This is a genomic window from Pseudomonas sp. S31 (genome assembly GCF_016648105.1).
Lineage (GTDB): Bacteria > Pseudomonadota > Gammaproteobacteria > Pseudomonadales > Pseudomonadaceae > Aquipseudomonas.
Genome location: NZ_JACVVE010000013.1, coordinates 89,234 through 110,172, shown reverse-complemented (window position 1 = coordinate 110,172; position 20,939 = coordinate 89,234). Strand labels below are relative to the sequence as shown.

20 protein-coding genes and 1 tRNA gene are annotated in these 20,939 nt (G+C 64.2%); 5 read left to right on the top strand and 16 right to left on the bottom strand.

Annotated elements, in window-relative coordinates:
* Positions 1-117 precede the first annotated feature (117 nt).
* The 3 genes from IAE37_RS12290 to bglX form a co-directional block, all read right to left on the bottom strand.
* Positions 118-1,452, bottom strand: coding sequence for a sigma-54-dependent transcriptional regulator (locus IAE37_RS12290; protein ID WP_201173897.1), 1,335 nt, complete (start codon positions 1,450-1,452; stop codon positions 118-120).
* On the bottom strand, positions 1,446-3,203 hold the full coding sequence (locus IAE37_RS12285) for a sensor histidine kinase (protein ID WP_201173894.1): 1,758 nt from the start codon (positions 3,201-3,203) through the stop codon (positions 1,446-1,448). Before IAE37_RS12285 ends, IAE37_RS12290 begins: the two co-directional genes overlap by 7 nt.
* Positions 3,204-3,328: 125 nt before the next feature.
* A complete protein-coding gene (bglX, locus tag IAE37_RS12280; RefSeq protein ID WP_201173891.1) occupies positions 3,329-5,617 on the bottom strand; it encodes a beta-glucosidase BglX in 2,289 nt (762 codons plus the stop codon).
* Positions 5,618-5,873: 256 nt separating this feature from the next.
* Between bglX and IAE37_RS12275 the strand changes: the two genes are divergently transcribed.
* The 3 genes from IAE37_RS12275 to IAE37_RS12270 all read left to right on the top strand — a co-directional run bounded on the left by IAE37_RS12275 (position 5,874) and on the right by IAE37_RS12270 (position 8,026).
* Positions 5,874-7,088, top strand: coding sequence for a class I SAM-dependent methyltransferase (locus tag IAE37_RS12275; protein ID WP_201173888.1), 1,215 nt, complete (start codon positions 5,874-5,876; stop codon positions 7,086-7,088).
* A gap of 147 nt (positions 7,089-7,235) precedes the next feature.
* Complete coding sequence (locus tag IAE37_RS28795) at positions 7,236-7,508, top strand: hypothetical protein (RefSeq protein ID WP_236409920.1); 273 nt, start codon at positions 7,236-7,238, stop codon at positions 7,506-7,508.
* Between the two features lie 5 nt (positions 7,509-7,513).
* Entirely contained in the window at positions 7,514-8,026 is a 513-nt protein-coding gene (locus IAE37_RS12270; RefSeq protein WP_201173886.1) for a helix-turn-helix transcriptional regulator, read from the top strand.
* 14 nt (positions 8,027-8,040) lie between these two features.
* On the opposite strand, the gene IAE37_RS12265 is transcribed toward IAE37_RS12270, so the two are convergent.
* The 8 genes from IAE37_RS12265 to IAE37_RS12230 form a co-directional block, all read right to left on the bottom strand.
* Positions 8,041-9,051 (bottom strand): DUF4917 family protein, encoded by a 1,011-nt coding sequence (locus IAE37_RS12265; RefSeq protein WP_201173883.1) that lies wholly within the window; start codon positions 9,049-9,051, stop codon positions 8,041-8,043.
* A gap of 117 nt (positions 9,052-9,168) precedes the next feature.
* Positions 9,169-9,456, bottom strand: a complete 288-nt coding sequence (gene nadS, locus IAE37_RS12260; protein WP_201173879.1) for a NadS family protein — start codon at positions 9,454-9,456, stop codon at positions 9,169-9,171.
* Between the two features lie 2 nt (positions 9,457-9,458).
* The gene (locus IAE37_RS12255; protein WP_201173876.1) at positions 9,459-9,773 is read right to left on the bottom strand and encodes a type II toxin-antitoxin system RelE/ParE family toxin; all 315 of its coding nucleotides are present in this window, start codon (positions 9,771-9,773) and stop codon (positions 9,459-9,461) included.
* 159 nt (positions 9,774-9,932) lie between these two features.
* Positions 9,933-11,624: a SulP family inorganic anion transporter gene (locus IAE37_RS12250; protein ID WP_201173871.1), complete on the bottom strand. Its 1,692-nt coding sequence runs from the start codon at positions 11,622-11,624 to the stop codon at positions 9,933-9,935.
* Positions 11,625-11,835: 211 nt separating this feature from the next.
* Positions 11,836-11,909 (bottom strand) — tRNA-Gly (locus tag IAE37_RS12245).
* 112 nt (positions 11,910-12,021) lie between these two features.
* Positions 12,022-12,906, bottom strand: coding sequence for an alpha/beta fold hydrolase (locus tag IAE37_RS12240; protein WP_201173868.1), 885 nt, complete (start codon positions 12,904-12,906; stop codon positions 12,022-12,024).
* 343 nt (positions 12,907-13,249) lie between these two features.
* Positions 13,250-13,942, bottom strand: a complete 693-nt coding sequence (locus tag IAE37_RS12235) for a pseudouridine synthase (protein ID WP_201173865.1) — start codon at positions 13,940-13,942, stop codon at positions 13,250-13,252.
* Positions 13,943-13,972: 30 nt separating this feature from the next.
* Positions 13,973-14,194 carry a cysteine-rich CWC family protein gene (locus IAE37_RS12230; RefSeq protein WP_201173860.1) on the bottom strand — a complete coding sequence of 74 codons (222 nt, stop codon included), beginning with the start codon at positions 14,192-14,194 and terminating at the stop codon, positions 13,973-13,975.
* Between the two features lie 140 nt (positions 14,195-14,334).
* On the opposite strand from IAE37_RS12230, the gene IAE37_RS12225 reads away from it, so the two are divergent.
* On the top strand, positions 14,335-14,811 hold the full coding sequence (locus IAE37_RS12225) for a hypothetical protein (RefSeq protein WP_201173857.1): 477 nt from the start codon (positions 14,335-14,337) through the stop codon (positions 14,809-14,811).
* Positions 14,812-14,825: 14 nt separating this feature from the next.
* Here the strand turns inward: IAE37_RS12225 and IAE37_RS12220 are convergent, their stop codons facing one another.
* Complete coding sequence (locus IAE37_RS12220; RefSeq protein ID WP_201173853.1) at positions 14,826-15,932, bottom strand: enoyl-CoA hydratase/isomerase family protein; 1,107 nt, start codon at positions 15,930-15,932, stop codon at positions 14,826-14,828.
* 127 nt (positions 15,933-16,059) lie between these two features.
* Here IAE37_RS12220 and ung point away from each other — a divergent pair, with 127 nt between their 5' ends.
* Positions 16,060-16,752 carry a uracil-DNA glycosylase gene (ung, locus tag IAE37_RS12215; RefSeq protein WP_201173851.1) on the top strand — a complete coding sequence of 231 codons (693 nt, stop codon included), beginning with the start codon at positions 16,060-16,062 and terminating at the stop codon, positions 16,750-16,752.
* Between the two features lie 47 nt (positions 16,753-16,799).
* On the opposite strand, the gene IAE37_RS12210 is transcribed toward ung, so the two are convergent.
* The 4 genes from IAE37_RS12210 to IAE37_RS12195 all read right to left on the bottom strand — a co-directional run bounded on the left by IAE37_RS12210 (position 16,800) and on the right by IAE37_RS12195 (position 20,927).
* Positions 16,800-17,831 carry an AbrB family transcriptional regulator gene (locus tag IAE37_RS12210; protein ID WP_201173850.1) on the bottom strand — a complete coding sequence of 344 codons (1,032 nt, stop codon included), beginning with the start codon at positions 17,829-17,831 and terminating at the stop codon, positions 16,800-16,802.
* Positions 17,824-19,338: a tripartite tricarboxylate transporter permease gene (locus IAE37_RS12205; protein WP_201173849.1), complete on the bottom strand. Its 1,515-nt coding sequence runs from the start codon at positions 19,336-19,338 to the stop codon at positions 17,824-17,826. Before IAE37_RS12205 ends, IAE37_RS12210 begins: the two co-directional genes overlap by 8 nt.
* Positions 19,339-19,341: 3 nt before the next feature.
* Positions 19,342-19,800, bottom strand: coding sequence for a tripartite tricarboxylate transporter TctB family protein (locus IAE37_RS12200; RefSeq protein WP_201173846.1), 459 nt, complete (start codon positions 19,798-19,800; stop codon positions 19,342-19,344).
* A 146-nt stretch (positions 19,801-19,946) separates the two neighbouring features.
* On the bottom strand, positions 19,947-20,927 hold the full coding sequence (locus tag IAE37_RS12195) for a Bug family tripartite tricarboxylate transporter substrate binding protein (RefSeq protein ID WP_201173844.1): 981 nt from the start codon (positions 20,925-20,927) through the stop codon (positions 19,947-19,949).
* Positions 20,928-20,939 lie beyond the last annotated feature (12 nt).

Genomic DNA, 20,939 nt, shown 5'->3' with positions numbered 1-20,939 from the left:
CCACAGCGCGCTCGCCTGTAGGAGCGGGTTTACTTGCGAAGCTCTCAATCGCATCCACGATCGCGGGAGATGAGCGGTTTTCCGCTTACCAGTGTGCTTGGGTGAGCAAAAAACCGCCTATCCGCGATCGAGATAATCCTCTCGCACCAGCCCATGGCGCTGCATCTTCTCGTTCAACGTGCGCCGGGGTAGCTGCAACGTTTCCATCACAGCCTTTATTTCACCAGCATGTTGGCGCAACGCCGCGCGCAAGCATTGCGCCTCGAACGATTCCATCTGCTCGGCCAGTGACGGCCCGGCTGGGGCCACCTCGATGTTCACCCCGCCCAGCCCCAGGGCATGGCGCTCTGCTGCATTGGCCAGCTCGCGTACATTGCCCGGCCATTCGTGCACCAGCAGTTGCGCCAGCTGCGGCCCCGACAGTGGCGGGGCGCTGCGGCCCAGGCGTTCGGCCGCTGCCTGGGCGAAGTGCTCGAACAGCAGCGGGATGTCTTCACGACGCTCGCGCAGCGGCGCCAGGCGCAGTTCGGCAACGTTCAGGCGATAGGCGAGGTCTTCGCGAAAACGCCCGGCACGGGCCTCTTCGAGCAGGTCGGGCTTGGTCGCGGCAATGATCCGCAGGTCGACGCTGATGCTCTGGTTGGCCCCCAGCCGCTCCAGTTTCTGTTCCTGGATCACCCTGAGCAACTTGGCCTGCTGGGCCAGGGGCATGCTCTCGATCTCGTCGAGGAACAGCGTGCCGCCGTTGGCATACTCCAGCTTGCCGATGCGCTTGCCTTGGGCGCCCGTGAACGCACCGCTCTCGTGGCCGAACAACTCGGCCTCGAACAGCGTTTCGGGGATGGCCGCGCAATTGAGCGCGACGAAGGGCTTGTCGGCACGCGGGCCGAAGTCATGCAGGCAACGCGCAACGCGCTCCTTGCCGCTGCCGGTTTCACCGCGGATGAGCACGTTGACCGGCAGGGTGGCCAGGTCCAGCACCTGCCGGCGCAACTGTTGCAGGCCTTGGGACATGCCCAACAGGGTGGTCTCCAGGCGCGACTTGAGGTCGGCCTGCTCATGCAGGCGGCGGTTCTCCAACACCAGCTGGCGCTTTTCCAGGGCGCGGCGCAGGCTGCCCAGCAGGTGCTGCGGGGTGAAGGGTTTTTCCAGGAAGTCATAGGCCCCGTTGCGCATGGCCTCGACCGCCATCGGCACGTCGCCGTGGCCGGTGAGCAGGATCACCGGCAGGTCGGGGTCATCGCCGCGCAGGCGCTCGAGCAGTTGCAGGCCATCCATGCCCGGCATGCGTACATCGCTGATCACCACGCCGGGAAAGTGCCGGGGCAACTGGGCCAGGCAGTCCTCGGCGCGGGCGAACAGCTGGACGCTGAAGCCGGACAGGCTCAACCACTGCTCGACGGCGGCGCGGATACTGGCTTCGTCGTCGACGACTATGACGGAATTCAACATACAGGCTCCTGGTCACGGGGCAGGGTCAGGCTCAGGCGGGCGCCACCTGGGAGGTTCTCTGCCAGCAACTGGCCGCCGCTTTCGTGAACGATACCGTAGGAGATCGCCAGGCCCAGGCCAAGCCCTTCGCCCACGGGCTTGGTGGTGAAGAAGGGGTCGAAGATCCGTGCCAGGTCCGCTTGCGGGATACCGCCGCCGGTGTCCAGGACGCTCAGGCGCCACTGTGGGCCCTCGGGTTCGATGCGGATTTCCAGGCGCTTGTAGCGCTTGTCGAGCATGGCGTCGAGGCTGTTGCGCAACAGGTTGATCAGCACCTGCTCGAGGCGGATGGCATCACCGCGTACCCAGGCCGGGCGCGCCAGGTACAGGGCGACCTCGACGGCTTCGGCGCGGATCCGCGTTTCCAGCAGGTGCAGGGCCTGGTCGACCACCACCGCCAGGTCCAGGCGCTCGCGCAGGCCGACCGGGCTGTTGCGGGCGAAGGTCTTCAGGTGGCTGGTGAGCGCGGCCATGCGCGTGAGCATCTGTTCCAGCGGCTCCAGGGCCTGGCGCGCTTCCTCGTAGCGGCCATGGTCCAGCAGCAGGCGCAAGGTCTCCAGTTGCATGCGCTGGGTGGTCAGCGGTTGGTTGATTTCATGGGCCATGGCTGCTGACATCTGCCCCAGCGCGGCCAGCTTGGCCGATTGCACCAGGCCCTCCTGGGCGGTGCGTAGCTCGCGGGTGCGTTCCTCGACCTGGCGCTCGAGTTCCTCGCGGCTACGCCGGCGCAGGCGGGCCAGACGCAGGCGCTGGCTTACGAACAGCGCGGCGAACACCAGGCTCAACCAGACGGCGGCAGCGCCCAATGCCGCGTTGCGCCCGGCTTCAGCGACCTGGGGTTTGCGCAGCAGATGCAGGGTCCAGGCCTCACCTTCCAGTGGCAGGCTTTCCCAGAGGTATTCGGCGCTACCGGCCGGACCTTGGACCCGGCTGAGGTGGCTGTTGCTGGCGAAGCGTGTCAGCACCTGATGCTGCAAGGGCACCAGGGGGTGCTTGTCGTATTGCCGGGTTTCGGCCAGCTCGGCGCGATCGCTGTTGCTCAATGGCGTGAGTTCGCGGTAGCGCCAGCCGTCCTGATTGGCGATGAATGTGATGCCACGGGCATCGCTGACCAGTAGTACATCGCTACCCTGGCGCCACTCGCGCTCAAGTTCCGGAAACTCCAGCTTGACCACCATTGCGCCGAGGAAGCGGCCCTTGGCGTCGCTGACAGCATTGGCCAGGAAGTAGCCGGGCACGCCACTGGTCACGCCAACGGCGTAGAAGCGGCCGCTGCCCTGGCTGCGGGTCTGTTTGAAGTAGGGCCGGAAGCCGTAGTTGGAGCCCACGTACGAGGTCGGCAGGCGCCAGTTGCTGGCGGCTATGGCCAGGCCGGTACTGTCGAGCAGTTCGAGCGTGGAGGAGTTGGCCGCGCCGTTGATGCGTTCGAGCTTGTGGTTGAGCGCGTCCGCCGTGGCCTCGTTGACCGGGCCGCTCAAGGCCGCGATCAGCTCGGGGTCGAGCGCCAGCACCGCAGGCAAAGCACGGTAGCGGTCGATCAGTGTGTGCAGGGCATTGGCATACAGCACCAGCTGCTGGCTGGCGCGCTGGGCATCGTCCTGCATGGCCTGGCGCTTGGCCTGGTGCATGGCCCAGCCGGCACTGAGGGCAGTGCCGATGAGAATCAGCAAGGTGATCAGCCCCAGACGCAGGGCGCGAACGGAAAACGGCATGGGACGGATCCGGGTAGAGGGATGTCAGGCCCGGCCTCTTCGCGGGGCCAGCCCGCTCCCACAATATCTCTACCTGTGGGAGCGGGCTTGCCCCGCGAAGAGGCCGTTACAGGCGACCTTTTCAGTTACAGCAGTTCGAAGCTCTTTTGCTGAACTGCCTCGGAATCCAACCCGACCTGGACATTGAACTCGCCAGGTTCGGCCACCCGCTGCAGCTGACCATTGTAGAACTTCAGGTCGTCCTCGCTGATGCGGAAGGTCAGGGTTCGCGACTCACCCGCCTTGAGCATCAGCTTCTGGAAGTTCTTCAGCTCCTTGACCGGGCGGCTCATCGACGCCGATACATCCTGCAGGTACAGCTGCACCACCGTCTCGCCTTCCAGCTTGCCGGTGTTCTTGACCGTCACCTTGGCCTCGAGGGTTTCACCACGCTTGAGGTTGTCGTTCGACAGGGTCAGGTCCGAAAGCTCGAAGTTGCTGTAGCTCAGGCCGTATCCGAATGGGTAGAGCGGGCCGTTCGGTTCTTCGAAGTACTGCGAGGTATAGTTGCCGGGTTTGCCTGGGGTGAACGGTCGGCCAATGCGCGTGTGGTTGTAGTACATCGGGATCTGCCCGACCGAACGCGGGAAGGTGATGGCCAGTTTGCCCGACGGGTTGTAGTCGCCCAGCAGCACGTCGGCGATGGCGTTGCCGCCCTCGGTGCCGGCGAACCAGGTTTCCAGGATGGCATCGGCCTGCTCGCGCTCCCAGCCGATCGACAGCGGTCGACCGTTCATCAGCACCAGTACCAACGGCTTGCCGGTGGCCTTCAGGGCCTTGATCAGCTCACGCTGGACGGCGGGGATTTCCAGGGTGGTGCGGCTCGACGACTCGTGGGACATGCCGCGCGATTCACCGACCACGGCGACCACCACGTCGGACTGCCTCGCGGCCTTGACCGCTTCGTCGATCAGCACCGCGGCAGGGCGTGGGTCGTCGACGATTTCCGGGGCATCGAAGTTGAGGAAATTCAGGTAGTCGAGGATGGCCTTGTCACCCGTGACGTTGGAGCCCTTGGCATAGACCAGCTTGGCCTTGCCCTCCAGGGCGCGGCGCAGGCCTTCGCGGACAGTGACCGAATGCATCGGTTTGCCGTCGGCGGCCCAGCTGCCCATCATGTCGATGGGGGCATCGGCCAGCGGCCCGACCAGGGCGATGGTCCCGGCCTTCTTCAACGGCAGGGTCTGCTTGTGGTTCTCCAGCAGCACCAGGCTGCGCCGTGCCACGTCGCGGGCGGCTTCGCGGTGCAGGCGGTCGTCGCCGTAGTAGTCCTTGAGGTCGGTCTCGGCCTTGCCGATACGTACGTACGGATTTTTGAACAGGCCCATGTCGTACTTGGCGCCGAGTACTTCGCGCACCGCCTGGTCCAGCTCGCCCTGGGTCACCTCACCGGACTTCAGCAACCCCGGCAACTCTTCGCCATAGAGGGTGTCGTTCATGCTCATGTCGATGCCGGCCTTGATCGCCAGCTTGGCGGCCTCGCGGCCATCGCGAGCGACGCCATGGCGGATCAGTTCCTGGATGGCTCCGTGGTCGCTGATGGTCACGCCCTTGAAGCCCCATTGCTTGCGCAGCAGGTCGTTCATCAACCAGGTGTTGGAAGTAGCCGGCACGCCGTTGATCGAGTTGAGCGCCACCATCACCCCGCCAGCCCCGGCGTCGAGCGCGGCGCGGTAGGGCGGCAGGTAATCGTTGTACATCTTCGGCAGGCTCATATCGACCGTGTTGTAGTCGCGCCCGCCTTCCACCGCGCCGTACAGGGCGAAGTGCTTGACGATGGCCATGATGCTGTCGGGGTTGGCCGGGCTGCTGCCCTGGAATGAGCGGACCATCACCTGGCCGATCTTCGAGGTCAGATAGGTATCCTCGCCGAAGCCTTCGCTGGTGCGCCCCCAGCGTGGGTCACGGGCAATGTCGACCATCGGCGCGAAGGTCATGTCCAGCGCGTCGGCGGACGCCTCGATCGCCGAGGTGCGGCCGACCTTGGCGATCGCGTCCATGTCCCAGGTGGCGGCCAGGCCCAGGCCGATTGGGAAGATCGTGCGTTCGCCGTGGACGGTGTCGTAGGCGAAGAACATCGGGATCTTCAGGCGGCTGCGCATGGCGGCGTCCTGCATCGGCCGGTTCTCGGGCGCGGTGCGCGAATTGAAGGTGCCGCCGATACGACCTGCAGCGATTTCCTCGCGGATCTTGTCACGGGGCATTTCCGGGCCGATGCTGATCAGGCGCAACTGGCCGATTTTCTCGGCCTCGGTCATCTGCCCGATGAGGTGATCGATGAAGGCCTGCTTGTCCTGCAGGGGCGGGGCGGTCGGGGCGGCGAGGGCGGCCTGAGTGGCCAGGCCCATGGCCAGGCCCAGCAAAGACAGTTTCATCGTGAATTCCGTGGTCGGGGCCTTGGGCCGTATCCAAATGGGCTACGCGCGTGGGCGAAGTGTTCAGGCGGCTGTTGTTGTTCATGCCAGGGGCATGCTGACAGCGGGCGATTATGCCTGAATCCATTGCAGCAGTAGGTATCGGTATCGATCGCCAGCCACGCCCATCGCCAAGGCCTTCGCCTGGCCCGGTCATGCACGTAGAATGCGCGGCATTGCGCACCGCGCTTCCCGTCATTCGAGGCATCTGCTTTCCATGTCCGCCCGTACTTCCGCTTTCACCGCGCCGGATGCGCGTGCCCAGTTCCTCGACCAACTCAGCGTTGCCCTGCATGGCAACACCCTGGTCAAGCTGGTGCTGGCCCGCCCGGTGGGTTCCGACCCGACCCTGCAGCGCATCATCGCCAAGCCGTTGCAAGTCAAGGGCCAGCCCTGCCTGTCGCTGGTCTACCGCCATCAGACCCGCGACATCACCCGCAATCTGCCGCTGGACGAGGCCCAGGCGCTGGTGGCCGAATTGCTGCCCGAGGGTTTTCGCAATGCCCACCTGTTCGACGAAGGCGGCGAGCTGCAGCTAACCTTCAGCAAGAAGGGCAAGCCGATGCTCCAGCGCCATGGCGCCCAGGCGCCGCGTGAGGCAGTCGGATCGGTTGCGCACGACCGCGAGAAGAAACGCTACCTGCACCTGTCACGGCCATTCCTGCGCGATCTGGGCGTGACCGATGCGCAGGGCGCGCTGATTCCGGCCATGTCGCGCAAATGGAAACAGATCAACAAGTTCATCGAGGTCTTCGATCACGCCCTCGCCAGCGCGCCGGTTGCGTCGGAGCAGGTGCTGCGCGTGGCCGATTTCGGTTCGGGCAAAGGCTACCTGACCTTCGCCATGCACGATTACCTGCGCGACACCCTGGGCCGTGAGGCCCAGGTGACCGGCGTGGAACTGCGCCAGGACATGGTCGACCTGTGCAACGCCGCCGCCGCGCGCCTGGACCACCCAGGGCTGGAGTTCCTGTGCGGCGACGTGCGCAGCGTGGTGCCGGAGGCCATCGAGGTGATGATCGCCCTGCATGCCTGCGACATCGCCACCGACTACGCCATCCATACCGGCATCCGCTGCAACGCCGCGATCATCATGTGCTCGCCGTGCTGCCACAAACAGATCCGCCCGCAACTGCAAAGCCCGGGCCTGTTGCAGCCGATGCTGCAATACGGCCTGCACCTGGGCCAGCAGGCCGAGATGCTGACCGACAGCCTGCGGGCGCTGTACCTGGAGGCCTGTGGCTACGAGACCAAGGTATTCGAGTTCATTTCGCTGGAGCACACCAACAAGAACAAGATGATTCTTGCGGTGAAGCGGCGCCAGCCGGTGGATAACGCTGAGATGCTGGAGAAGATTGCCCAGTTGAAGGCGTTCTATGGGGTGCACGAGCATTGCCTGGAGACGTTGCTGCGGGGTGATCGGTTGATCTGATCTGCAATTGTTGTGGGAAGCGTCCGAAGGTGCTCCACGGGTGGGCGGGTTTGGTTAAAGACGCTGTAGTGTGGCGTCACCGCTCGGAACAGCTCAAGGTTGTCAGTTGACAACTTCGGGCTGTTGGGCCCACGCTTGAGAAGATGCATGTCCCGCCCCAGTCACGCCAGAAAGGAGGTCGAGCAGGCCCTGAGGCACGCTGAGTCACAAGGATGGAAAGTCGTAGCGGGAGGAGGGCACTGTTGGGGGAAGATGTATTGCCCCTCTAAGGATGCCGATTGCCGATGTGGGGAGTTCTGCATTACCAGCATCTGGTGCACGCCGAAAAAACCTGAAAACTTCGCCCGTCAACTGAAGCGAATCGTGACCAACTGCACCCGGGGACCGGCGACCACCGTACCCTCAGCAGGTGAGGAGTAGTAGCAATGGAGTACGAATTCACCCTCAAATACCAGCTCCAGGAAGACGATGACGTCGACCTGCTGCTTGAGCGGCTGGCGGAGGCCGGCTGTGACGATGCAGTGGTAGGAGTCGGCCAACCCGGTCGCTTGGCGCTGGCCTTCGTGCGCGAATCGCAATCTGCCAGGCAAGCCATCGAAAGCGCGCTGCATGACGTGAGAGCGGCAATACCCAGCGCTCGCCTGATCGAAGCGACGCCCGACCTGGTCGGGCTTACCGACATCGCGCATGTCATTGGGGTATCCCGCCAGAACATGCGCAAGTTGATGCTATCGCACATGCACAGTTTCCCGGCGCCCATTCATGAAGGCAGCACGTCGCTGTGGCATCTGGTGGAGGTGCTGGCATGGCTGCAGGCGCGGGGGAGCTACGCCATTGGCCAGGAGGTCATTGACCTGGCGGCTGTCGCCAGGTCGGTGAATGTTGCCCATGCCTATGAACGGGTCTTCGACCCGGCGACTCAGGCCGCTCTGCGGTAATACCTTACGGCGACTCAGCGCTGCCCTGCTGGCGCCTCGATCGCCAGTGCAGCCGCTCCCAGGGGATGCGTGCTGGCGTCGAAGAAGTGCAAGGTGGTCGCCCGCAGGTCACCGAAGCGGTCGACGAAATGCTGCTTCTGGTTGATCACCGACGCTTCGCTCAAGGGCCGGATGGCGATGCACAGGTGCGCCGGCCGTGCCTGGCGTATCGCTTCGAGCAGGTGCTGGTCGCTGCTGTCCAGATGCTGGCCGAACAGGCACATACCCTGGCTTTCCTGCGCCAGCTGGCCGAGGCACCAGGCCAGGTAGTCAGAGCTGCGGATGGCGCGCAGCTTCTCGTCGCTGCGCTCTTCGTTGATGAACAGCGGTACCTCACCGGGGATGTTCACGGCAAAGCCCTCCAGCAGTTCGGCCGCTTCTGCGCTGCGCTGGCGGGTGCTGCCGTCGGGCAGCTTGAGCAGATGCAGGCCGCCGTGCAGGTGCAGGACGCGGGTGCCTTCGCTACGGGTACGGCGCACATCGAAGAAGCCTTCGTCATCGAACAGCGCGGCGAAGCCTTGCGGAGCGTGCTGCATGGCCCAGGGCAGGATCAGGTCGTAGTTGCTGGTATAGACGCTGCGATAGTTGCGCAAGGCCTGGTTGATCGCCGCCAGGCTGGCAGTTGGCATCAGCGGCCACGGCAGGTGCACCGTGCGCACGGCATGGATCAGCGCTTCCTTGATCGAGTAGTAGCGGTTCAGCGGTGCGGTGGAGTTGATGGCCAGCGCGGCGTTGGCGCGCACGGTGTGGTTCAGGGTGCTCAACAATGGCTCGAACAACTCGCTGCCCAGGGACTTGAACAACGCCTGGTCGCTGACGCCAAGGCCCTTCTTGCGGCCCGCGCGCTGGGCCTCCTCGAACAGCGAGAAGTAGCCGAACGGCTTCCACAGCGCGCGGCTGGCACCGTTGCCGAGCAGCAGGGCGTCGCAGGGGTGGCGTTGGTCGAGTTCTGGCCAAGTGGCGAGTCGGGCGTCGAGGGCTGGCATGCGGGGTCCATTCGGTGGAGCGGGAACGGCGGGGACTTTAGCATGCTGTGCGGGTTATGCGGCCAATGTCGTCATCTGTAGCCCTGTAGCGATGGGGCCAGGTAGTTCATCGATGAATCAATGGGCCAATGCTTTGAGTACATGATCGGGATCATTACGAATGGCGCGTAGCAACGCCTTGGCTGGACCGGTCGGCTCTCGCCGGCCCTGTTCCCAGTTGCGCAGCGTTGCAACCTGCACGTCGATCATCTCAGCGAAGCGCGCCTGGGACAAACCTGTCGATTTGCGAATGCTCCTGACCTGAAGCGCGTCGATCTCAAAAACCCGCGAAGGTGGGCACTTTCCTCGGGTTACATCGTCCATCTGCTGGACGCTTTCCATCAGCTCTTCGAAAAACGTGCTCATGTCTACCTCCAGCGGTCGATGATGTTTTTGAGGGCTTTACGTTGATCTGTAGCCAGGTCTGGTTGCTCGTTTTTGGGGTAGATGAAAAGCAGTGCAATCTGGGTCTTGGCAGTGAAGTGGTAATAGATGACTCTGGCTCCGCCGCGCCTCCCATGGCCTTTGCTGGCAACACGTACTTTACGTAGCCCACCCGTTCCTTCGATCAGATCCCCGGCATCAGGCGATACCATCAACCTGATTTGCAACAGACGATAAGTATCGTCGTCGAGAAGTTCTCTCACCTGTTTGGTAAACAGGGGCGTTTCGATAAAAAGCATAGCACGACATACGCCATTGGCGTAGCTTCTGGTGGCCCAGCGCTACTTGGAAAGAAGAGACCATCGCTTCGTTGGCGTGGTTGACCCAAGCTAGGCGATCGCACCCCTCCAGAACAGCCTCTCTTTCCGAGAGCAATGTAGGCCATTTCCCAGCCAGGCCTACGCCTCCTGCCGCTGCCGATTGCGCCACACCCGATACGCCCGAATCCCCGCGCGCACCGAGCCGAACAACAGCTTTTCCTCCATTTCCCGCGCCATCCCAGAGCGCACCAGCATGCGCAGGAAGGTCCCGCGGGCGCGGGCGATGGCGAAGTAAATACCCTGGGCGATGAGGGTGTCGCGCACTTCGCGCAGGGCAGCGATGCCGCTGACGTCGATATCGGTCACCGCCTCGGCATCGAACAGCACCACCTGGGGTTTTTCCTGGCTCTTCATGGCTTCGAGCAGGCGCATCTTGAAGTAGTCGGCATTGAAGAACAGGATCGCGTCATCGAAGCGGTACACCACCAGCCCCGGGACGGTTCGTGCTTCGGGGTGTTTGCGGATGTCCACCTGACCCTCGGTGCCGGGCAACCAGCCCAGGACCGCGTCCGTCGGTTGGTAGATGCTGTACAGCAGGCGCAGGATCGCCAGGGTCACCGCGAACACGATGCCGGGCAACACACCCAGGCCAAGGACGCCAGCGGTGGTTACCAGGCACAGCCAGAACTCGAAGCGGCTCAGGCGCCGGATCAACGGCAGCGACTTGATATCGATCAGCCCCCAGCCGGCCATCAGCAACACTGCACCCAGTGCCGCCTGCGGGATCCACGCCATGGGCGCAGTGAAGAACAGCAGGATCAGGGCGATCACCAGCGCGGCGATGATTCCCACCAGCTGGCTCTTGCCGCCGACCATGTCGTTGACCGCCGTACGTGAGTCGGCGCCGCTGATAGCGAAGCCCTGGGAGATGCCGGCGGCCAGGTTGCTGACGCCGAGGGCGACGAACTCATGGTTGGCGTTGATCGCGTAACCATGCCGAGCGGCGAAGCTGCGCGCGGTGAGCATGGCGCTGCAAAAACTCACTGTGGCGATGCCCAGGGCATCACGCATCAGGCTTTTCATTTCCGCCAGGTTGGTCTGTGGCCAAGCCAGTTCTGGGATGCCCGCCGGTACCTTGCCGAGCACCGCGACGCCGAAGCGGTCGAGGCCGAACAGGCCGGCCAGCAGGGTGAATAGCGCCACCGTGACCAGCGCCGCAGGCAGGCGAGGGTAGCGCCGTGGTAGCCCGATCAACAGGGCCAGCCCACCCAGTCCGATGGCCAGGCTCAGCCAGTGGATTTCGTCCAGCCGCTGGAGAAGGTTGATCAGGCTGAGGATGAAACCGTCGCCCTCGATCTTGAAGCCCACCACCTTGGACAACTGCCCGGCGATCAGGCTCAGGCCGATCCCGTTGAGATAGCCGATGAGAATCGGCCGTGAGAAGAAGCTGGCGATGAAGCCGGCCCGAGCCACGCCAGCGGCGATCAGCATCACCCCCACCAGCACCGTGACGATCACCGCCAGGTCCGCGATGCGCTGTACATCACCCATGGCCAGCGGCGCCACGGCGCCGGCGATCATCGCGCAGGTGGCGGCATCGGGGCCGACCATCAACTGACGGGAGCTGCCCACCAGGGCGTAGACCATCATCGGCAGCACACAGGCATACAGGCCGTACTGCGGTGGCAGGCCGACGATCTGCGCGTAGGCGATGGCGATGGGAATCTGGATGGCCGCGACCGAAAGCCCGGCCTGGACATCGGCAGAGAACCACTCGCGGCGGTAGTGCAGGAGGTTGGCAAGGCCTGGGAGCCAACGAGAGAGAAACATGGACATTCCTTTCTGGATGTTTCGCGAATCCTTGAAGCATATGCACCATCAGCCGTTTCGCTTGCAAATGAACGCGTGCACCGCGCATTCGAGCGAAGCGGTCGAGGAGGAGCCTTGGGCCATGTAAACGAAAGGCCAGAAACGAAAAAAGGAGCCGAAGCTCCTTTTGACAGCGATGACGTTGCTGGAACGCCATGCGGGGAATGCGATGTGGAGCGGGTAGAGGGAATCGAACCCTCAACTAAAGCTTGGGAAGCTTTCGTTTTGCCACTAAACTATACCCGCTTCGAAAGACGACTTTTTACCAGAACCAGCCTGCAATTAGAAGCCCACGCTATAAAAAAGCTTGTCGGCGACCTGCAACCCGCGGGTAGGGAGCGGCAGGACGCCGATGTGCTCAGATGGCCAGTGCATGTTGCTCCTGCGCGTAGCTGAAACGCGGTCTGTGCTCGCGCACGGTCGGCTTGAGGAAGCCGAGCATGGCGTCGCGGGTGTCCTCGCAGGCGGTTTTGTGCTCCATGTCGAGGAAGTGCCCGGCGCCACGAATCACGCTGAAATGGCTCTTGTCCACATGGCGACCGAACTGCCGGGCATCCTCGACGGTGGTGTACTCGTCACGGTCACCATTGATGAACAGCACCGGGATGTCGATGTTGCGCGCCGCAGTCAGGGCCCGCTGCAGGTCATGCTGCAGCACCTGGTTGATGTGGAAGTGCATCTGCGCGTACTCGTGGCTGTCCAGGCTGCTCACGTGCCGGTAGTTGAAGCGCTTGAACAGCGACGGCAGGTATTTGCCGATGGTGTCGTTGACCAGGTTGCCTACCTGGTAGCGATCGCACGCCGCCAGGTACTGGCAACCGCGGTCGAGGTAGTCGCGCATCGGTTCGTTGATGATCGGCGAGAACGAACTGACCACCGCCTTCTTCACCAGCCGAGGCTGGTGCGCCAGCGCCAGCAGGGTGCAGGCTCCGCCCCAGGAGAACGACATCACGTGATCGGCATGGAAGTGCTCGATCAGTTCCAGCAGGATGTGCGCCTCGTCCTCCTTGGAAATCAGCCGTTCCTGGCGGTTGTGTGGCTTGGACTTGCCTGCATAGGGCTGGTCATACAGCACGACGTTGAACTGCGGGTGCAGGTTGCGCACCGTCTGGGCAAACGAGGCCGTGGTAGCCAGCGAACCGTTGATCAGGATGATCGTCTTCTCGGCCGCGTCCGCGCGATAGAACTCCGTGTAAACCCGATACTGACCTTGGATATCAAGTACAGCGATTTCTGGCCTCATGTCATCGACTCCTGGCGCAAAAAGGGTATTCGCGTCACCTAGGGTGCACGTGCTTTATGACAGGTAGGCATTCGCCTGAAGTGAAACCGGGGGCCCTGTGTCGATCCTTGGCAGGCATCTCGACGATATTGTTGTCGGCGGGCAATCTGCCGTGCCCCAGGGCATCTAGGCCTTGGGTAGCCGGCAAAAAGGCGTCTTGGACTGCGAACATGACCAGCTGGTCACATGCAGACCGACGAATTAGGAGTCAAGCAGCGAGGCGTTCATCCCGCAAGGGCCGCTTGCAGAGAAATGTGCCGTGAACCGCTGGGCGGTCGTATGACGTCTGTACATCGCCTGGCCCTCAGACCGAGGCGATTTCCTCGGCGGTCAGCGCACGGAATTGCCCGGGCGCCAGCGACGGGTCGAGGTTGATTGCGCCCATGCTTTCGCGGTGCAGCCTGACCACCTTGTTGTCGAAGAACCCGAACATGCGTTTTACCTGGTGATAGCGCCCTTCGACGATTGCCAACCGCGCCGTGCGCGGGTTGAGGATATCGAGGCTGGCGGGCTGGGTCGTGAGATTTTCGAAGGCGAAGTACAGGCCTTGCTGGAAGGTCGCGGCGTAGTGCGCGCCGATCTCGTCCTCGGTCTCGACCAGGTAGTGCTTGGGCAGCTTGGTCTGCGGCTGGGTCAGGCGCCGCGACCATTGGCCGTCGTTGGTCAGGATCAGCAGGCCGGTGGTGTTGTAGTCCAGGCGCCCGGCGATGTGCAGGTCATCGCGCAGGGCCTCGGGCAGCAGGTCGAGCACCGTTCGGTGTTGTGGATCTTGCGTGGCGCTGACGCACCCAGTGGGCTTGTTCAGCATCAGGTAGCGTGCTGGCCGACCGGCCTGGATCACATGGTCGTCCACCTCGACACGGCTGAACTCGCGTACCTCGGCCTGCGGTTCGGCCACTACCGCGCCGTCGAGCCGCACACGGCGCTGCGCCAGCAGCAGACGGACCTGCTGTCGGTTGTAGCAAGGCAAGTTGGCGAGGAAGCGGTCGAGGCGCATGACAGGGTCGGTATCAACGGGGGACGCAGTCTACCGTGTCGGTGGCGTGGCTGGCGCCTGCAATTGCAGGTCGGCCGCCGCGCAGGCCGGGCACAGGCAGGCACGGTCGCGCAGTTCGTCGGGAAGTGCCTGCAGCACGGCCGGGTCGATGCTCACCGAGAAGCACCAGCAGGGCTGCATGGCGGTACGCGGATCAGCCAGGGTGCATTGGTTGGAGGCGCCGCACGCGGGGCAGCGTTGGGGATCGTTCACGCGGGGTGTACCTGTTTCAAAATATTGCACAAAGGGCACTGCACCTTGGCGCAGTTGTCTCAATCATTGCCGATGAGCGCATTTTCGTCGGCGCTCGCCAACGCCGTTGGCCGGGCATCCCAGCGGTCCAGGAGGCCGCCATGTCCTACCGAATTCTGCTTGCCGCCCTGTTGGGCCTGATGACATCAGCCTGCGCGCCCTATTATGGCGACGGCGGCTATTATCGCTCGGATACCTACTACAGCGGTGGCTACGTGAATCCTGGGTATTCGCCTGGCTACTATCGTTACGACCGTTACTATGGCGCGCCGCAGCCTCGCTACTACTACCGGTCAGCGCCACGTTACTATCATCCTGCACCCGCGCCGCACCACTACCAGGGCCACCCCCAGCCTGGAATGAACCAGTGGCATGGCAATCCGCGCAATGACTACGGCAACCGTCAGCGCGCCGACTATGGACGCGATCGGGACCGCAACGACTACCGCAACAACAGCCAGCGTTACCAGAACCATAACGGCAACCAGAACGACCGTTGGCATTCCAGCGGACGTGGCGATCGCGACCGTCGGCCGGATGGCATGCATGGAAACGGTAACCGCAACTGGCAACGCTGAGGCCGATACCGGCGCTACGCCAGGTCGGCCAATGGATGGCGCCCCTCCCAGGCTTTGTTGAAATGCGCCTCGACCACGGCGTCCGGCACTTGTGACACATCTGGCCAATGCCAGCGCGGCTGGTTGTCCTTGTCGATCAACCGGGCGCGCACCCCTTCGCTGAATTCCGGGTGGCGGCAACAATTCAGGCTCAGGGTGTATTCCATCTGGAACACCTGCGCCAGCGACAGGTGCCGCGCCCGTCTGATCTGCTCCCAGACCAGGTGCGCGGTCAGCGGGCAGCCCTCGTGCAGGCGTTGGCCTGCTTCGGCCAGCAGTGGGTCGGCATGATGTTTCAGGCTTTCCAGCGCGCGCCAGGCCGCCGCAGCGTCGGCCACATCCAGCAGCTCATCGATCACCTGCCGGCGCGGCAGCCATTGCGCTGCAGGCAATTCGGCGCTGACGCGATGCTGCTCGGCCTTGAGCAGGCTGTTCAGTTGCAAGGCGGTCTGTTCCTGCCAGTTCAGTTGCAGCAATTCCTCGACCAGCGCGTCCTGCTGCTGCTCGCCCAGGAAGCGGTCGGCCAGGCCCAGGTCCAACGCGTCGCGGGCGTTGATCGGAGCGCCGGTGAGGCCAAGGAACAGCCCAAGCTTGCCGGGCAGGCGGGCAAGGAACCAACTGGCGCCGACATCCGGGTACAGGCCGATGCTGATCTCCGGCATCGCCAGCCGGCTACTGGGCGTGACGATGCGAACAGCGGCGCCCTGCAACAACCCCATGCCCCCTCCCAGTACATGACCATGGCCCCAGCACAGCAGTGGCTTGGGATAGGTGTGCAGGGCATGGTCGAGGCGATACTCGGCGGCGAAGAAACTGGCGGCCAGCGGTGGCACGCTGCCGGGGTGTTCGCGGCAGGCCTGGGCCAGTGCACGGACGTCGCCGCCGGCACAGAAGGCCTTGGCGCCATTGCCGCGCAACAGCACGCTGACGATGCCAGGGTCGCGTGCCCAGTCGTGCAATTGTTCGCCGAGCCTTTCGATCATCGGCAGGTTCAGGGCGTTGAGCGCCTTGGGCGCATCCAGGGTGGCGATGCCGATGCGTGCGCCATCGACGCCGGTGAGTACCTCGCAGTGAATGGACATGGACTACCTCGCGCAAGTCATCCCCCAAGTATGGACTGCCATGGCGATCATGCCGGTCGTCGGTCGGATCGATTGACAAGCAGGGCCTGCGTTACCTAGTGTCGCGCCATTGTTTACGGATGGCTCCATGACTGACGACGATCGCATCAAACTCGAACCCAGCTGGAAGGCTGCCCTGCGCGGCGAATTCGACCAGCCCTACATGCATCAGCTGCGTGAGTTCCTGCGCCAGGAACACGCCGCCGGCAAGGAGATCTACCCACCAGGGCCGCTGATCTTCAACGCGCTCAATTCCACACCGCTGCCCGACGTGAAGGTGGTGATCCTCGGCCAGGACCCGTACCACGGCCCCGGTCAGGCCCATGGCCTGTGTTTCTCGGTGCAGCCGGGCATCGCCACGCCGCCTTCGCTGGTGAACATCTACAAGGAGCTGCAGCGCGACCTGAACATTCCCATCGCCAGCCACGGCTGCCTGCAGAGCTGGGCCGACCAGGGCGTGCTGCTGCTCAACACGACCATGACCGTCGAGCGCGCCAATGCCGCGTCGCACGCCAAGCGTGGCTGGGAATTCTTCACCGACCGGATCATCCAGGTGGTCAGCGAGCAGTGCCCGAACGTGGTGTTCCTGCTGTGGGGCTCGCATGCCCAGAGCAAGCAGAAGCTGATCGATGGCACCAAGCACCTGGTACTCAAGTCGGTGCACCCGTCGCCGCTGTCGGCCTACCGCGGGTTCCTTGGCTGCGGGCATTTCAGCCGGGCCAATGGGTTCCTAGAGCAGCGCGGGTTGGCGCCGATCGACTGGGCGTTGCCACCGGTGTGATGCGCGCCGGCCTTTTCGCGGGCAAGCCCGCGAAAAAGCCGAGGCGATCACGGCTGCTGGGCGACCCACCACCTGAACAGCGGCTCGGCCAGAAACAGCACGAACAGCAAGCGCATCACCTGCAACGCCGTCACCAGCGGCACCGACAGTTGCAGGGTCTCCGCCGTCAGGCTCATCTCGGCGATCCCCCCTGGCATCATCCCCAGGGTCAGCGACCGCAGGTCCAGCGCAGTCAGCACGCTCAAGCCCCACGCAGCACTGGCGGCAATCAGCATGCACAACCCTGTGGCCAGCAACGTGCGCCCCAGGAACGACGGCGCGCGGCGGAAGAACGCCCGGTTGAAGTGACAGGCCAGGCCGCTGCCGATCAGCCACTGGCCGATCTGGCTGGCGCCATTGGGCAAGGCGATCTGCAGGTCGCCCGCCAGGCTCACCGACGCGGCCACCAGCAACGGCCCGAACAGCCATGGGTTGGGCTGGCGCAGGCGTTGCCAGGCAAAACCGACTGCCACGCCCAGTGGCACGATCAACGCCAGCCAGCCCCAACTCACGCTGCCCGTATGATTCAGCGGCACGCCATCGCCCAGCAGGAACTTGAACAGTGCCGGTACGCACAGCACCACCGCCAGGACCCGCAGGCTTTGCGCCGCCGCCACCTGGCTGAGCACCGCACCATTACGCGCGCCGAGGTTGACCATCTCTCCCGAGCCGCCAGGCATGCTGGCGAAGAAGGCCGTGGCGCGGTCCTCGCCGGTGCGCCGCAGCAGCCACACGCTGATCACGCTGGACAGGGTGGTGAACAGCGCGCCGAAGAAGATCAGCGCGAAGTGGCTGGCCACCTGCTCGATCACCGCCGGGGTGAAGTGCAGGCCGATACCGATGCCGATGATGCACTGCCCGCACTTGCGGCCATTGGGGATTTCCGACAACTGCCAGGGCGTCAGGCAGCGCACCAGGATGATGGCCAGCAGTGCGCCGACCATCCATGGCAAGGGCCAGCCGACCTTGCTGGCGGCAAAACCGCCGGCAAGGCCGACCAGCCCGGTCGCCCAGTACAAGGGCAACGTTCGCTCAGGCATCGGCCAGGGCCCGGCGCTGCTGGCTGCGTTTGCGCCAGATACGCAGCAGCGGCAGGCTCAGCATGCAGGCGGTCAGGACCCACACCGACAGGCTGATCGGGCTCGACCAGAGAATGCCCAGCTCGCCATTGGAGATCGACAGCGCGCGGCGCAGGTTCTGCTCCATCAGGCCACCGAGGATGAAGCCCAGCAGGATCGGCGACAGGGGGAAGTCGAGCTTGCGCAGGATGTACCCCATGATGCCGATACCGACCATCAGGAACAGGTCGAAGGTGGTGGCATGCACGGCGTACACGCCGATCCCGGTGATGATCGCGATCACCGGCACCAGCGCCCAGTTCGGCACGGCGAGGATGCGGGTGAAGATGCGGATCATCGGGATGTTCAGGATCACCAGCATGATGTTGGCGATGAACAGCGACGCGATCAGGCCCCAGACGATGTCTGGCTGTTGTTCGAACAGCAGCGGGCCGGGGGTGATGTTGTACAAGGTCAACGCGCCGATCATCACCGCAGTGGTGCCCGAGCCGGGTACGCCCAGGGTCAGCATCGGCACCAGGGCGCCGCAGCAGGAGGCGCCGATGGCCGTTTCCGGGGCCGCCAGGCCACGGGCATCGCCTTTGCCGAAGTTACCGCTGGTGCCGGCGATGCGCTTCTCGGTCATGTAGGCCACGGCGCTGGCCAGGGTGGCGCCGGCGCCAGGCAACACGCCCATGATGAATCCGAGCAGGCCGCAGCGGATGTTGACCACGAACACCGAAGCCGCCTCCTTGAGGTTGAACAGCATGCGCCCGGTGGCCTTGACCGCCTGGTGGCCATGGTGGGTCTTTTCCAGCAGCAGGAGGATTTCGCTGATGGAGAACAGGCCCAGCACCAGCACCACGAACTGGATACCGTCGGCCAAGTGCACGCTGTCGCCGGTGAAGCGGTACACGCCGCTGTTGGCGTCGATACCGACTGCCGACAGGAACAGGCCGATCAGCGCCGCGATGAACGTCTTCAGCGGCTTGTCGCCGGCCATGCCACCCAGGCAGACGATGGCGAACACCATCAGCACGAAGTATTCCGCGGGGCCGAAGGCGATCGCCCATTTCGCCAGCAGCGGGGCGAACAGCACCATGCCACAGGTGGCGATCAGGGCGCCGATGAACGAACTCCAGGCCGACAGCGACAGGGCCACGCCGGCCAGGCCATTGCGGGCCATGGGGTAGCCGTCGAGGGTGGTCATCACGGTCGAGGCTTCGCCTGGGATGTTCAGCAGGATCGAGCTGATCCGCCCGCCGTATTCGCAGCCCAGGTACACCGCGGCCAGCAGAATCAGCGCGGACTCCGGCGGCAGGCCGAGGGCGAAGGCGATCGGGATCAGCAGGGCCACGCCGTTGATCGGGCCCAGGCCCGGCAGCAGGCCGACCACGGTGCCGATCAGGGTGCCGGAAAGGGCGGTGACCAGGTTGTAGGGGCTCAGGGCGACGCCGAAGCCCTGGCCCAGGTAGCTCAAGGTATCCATGTGTCAGTTCTCCAGTACGCTCAGCAGGCCAAGGGGCAGGGGCACGTCCATGACGCGATCGAACAGCCAGTAGAGGAACAGGCTCATCCCCACTACCACGATGGCGCTGTGCAGCCAGCGGCCGCCGTACAGGCGAGCCATGGGGATGCCGACCAGGATCGCGCTGAGGATGAAGCCCAGGGTTTCGAAGGTGCCGGCGAAGACCAGCAGCAGGCCGACGCACGTGGCGATCTTGATCAGCGTGGCGCGGTCCAGTTCCGGCTCGTCGTCCTTGTGCACGATCGGCGTGGGGCGGATGGCGAGGTACAGCAGGCCGAGGCTCATCAGGCCGAGCATCAGCAGTGGGTAGGCGCGCGGGCCCACCGGTTCGTAGGAAAACGCGGCCTGGTAGGGCCAGGCCATCACGGCCAGGGCGGCGCACACCGCCAGCAGGGCCAGGGCGAAGATGCGTTGCAGGATCATGAAGGAATCCTCGTGGGAAGCAGTTTTCATACTCCCCTGTGGGAGCGGGCTTGCCCCGCGAACACCGGCAAAGCCGGTGCCACGCACCGCGGTGCCTTCTTCGCGGGGCAAGCCCGCTCCCACAGGGTTGATGGTAGGTTCCAGGGTTATTGGATCAGCCCGAATTCCTTGGCCAGCGCCTTGTAGTCAGCCACTTGCTTCTTCACGTACACGTCCAGCTCCTCGCCGGTCATGGCGAACGGGAACAGCTCGCGCTGGTCACGCAGCTTGGCGAAGTCTTCCGAGGCCAGCATCTTGTCGAACGAGGCTTTCCACCAGGCGTAGTCCTCGTCGCTGACCTTCGGCCCGAGGTAGAAGCCGCGTACGACCGGCCAGACGATGTCGTAACCCTGTTCCTTGGCGGTGGGGATGTCCTTCATCTCGGGCTCGTCCAGGCGGTTTTCCGAGAACACTGCCAGAATGCGCATGTTGCCGCTCTGGATATGCGGCATGGAGTCGGAAATGTCGGTGGAGCCGACCTGGATGTGCCCGCCGAGCAGCGCGGTGGCGATCTCGCCGCCACCCTCCAGGGCCACGTAGCGCAGGTCGCGTGGGTTGATGCCAGCGGCCTTGGCGATCAGCGCGGTCTGCATCCAGTCCTGGCTGCCGACGGTGCCGCCGGAGCCGATCACCACTTTGCTCGGGTCCTTCTTCAGGGCCGCGACCAGGTCATCGAGGGTCTTGTAGGGCGAATCGCTTTTCACCGCGATGGCGCCATAGCTGGTGCCCACCGCCGCCAGCCATTTCACCGCGTTCTCGTCGAAACGGCCGAACTTGCCCTGGGCCAGGTTCAGCAACGAACCACTGGACCAGGCCACCAGGGTGCCAGCATCGCCTGGGCGCTGGGCGACCACGGCGTTGTACGCCACCGCGCCGACACCGCCGGGCATGTAGGTGACGCGCATCGGCTTGCTGAGGATCTTTTCCTGCACCAGGGCGCTTTGCACCAGCTTGCAGGTCAGGTCGAAGCCACCGCCGGGCGAGGCCGGCGCGATGCATTCGGGGCGTTTCGGTTCGGCGGCGAAGGCCGAGCCGGCCAGCAGCAGGCAGCCGGTGGCGAGGGCGAGGCGGCGCAGTGAAAAGGTCATCGTCTATCTCCG